We start from the raw sequence: 718 nt of genomic DNA on the forward strand, positions 1-718 counted from the left end.
GTGGTAGTCACTGCCAGACTTAACCACAAATGATGTGACAGGTTGAGCGACCTGATGAGTGATTTGAAGTAACTCAGAATCACTCAGCCAGTGATTTAGTTCGACAACGCCACAAGGGTTACCTTGAGCCAACTCATCACAAAATACATCATATATTTGCGCTTTAATCATCCACCATCCTTGCGGTTTAATAACGCGTTAAAAAACATAAAAATAAAAGCGTTAGAGACTCCTAACGCTCACTTTCAATGTTGCTTGCAGGCAGCTAAACCTGCCTTTCCGAGAGTACTTCTTTAAAGGCAAACATGCCATTTAATGCAGCTGGAAATCCTGCGTAAACAGACATTTGTATGATCACTTCTTTGATCTCTTCTTCCGTGCAACCAACGTTTAGCGCAGCGTGTAAATGCACTTTAAGCTGTGGAGTACAGTTCCCCATCGCCGTCAATGCGGACACCGTAGCGATCTCTCGCGATTTTAGATCTAGCCCTTCACGGGTGTAGATGTCGCCAAACGGGTACTCAATCGTGAACTTTGCTAAATCAGGGCAAATGTCGTTCAGGCTTTCGATAACTTTTTGACCAGCCTCTCCATCGATTTTTGATAACTGCTCTAACCCTGTTTGAAATCGCGTATTTTCCATTTTGTGTGCTCCTTTGAGTGAATACCCGCACACCTTACAAGTTAGAGTGAACTCTAAGTCAACGTACTTTTCCGC

The 718-nt window shown here is 43.6% G+C and carries 2 protein-coding genes; both read right to left on the reverse strand.

The window, feature by feature from the left end; genetic code table 11:
- Nucleotides 1-171: PhzF family phenazine biosynthesis protein (locus R7Q48_RS27315; protein ID WP_318133394.1), on the reverse strand; the 171-nt coding region annotated here is incomplete at its 3' end.
- 94 nt (nt 172-265) lie between these two features.
- Complete coding sequence (locus R7Q48_RS27320) at nt 266-643, reverse strand: carboxymuconolactone decarboxylase family protein (protein WP_005463606.1); 378 nt, start codon at nt 641-643, stop codon at nt 266-268.
- Nucleotides 644-718: the final 75 nt, after the last annotated feature.

This window comes from Vibrio sp. 378 (assembly GCF_033339435.1).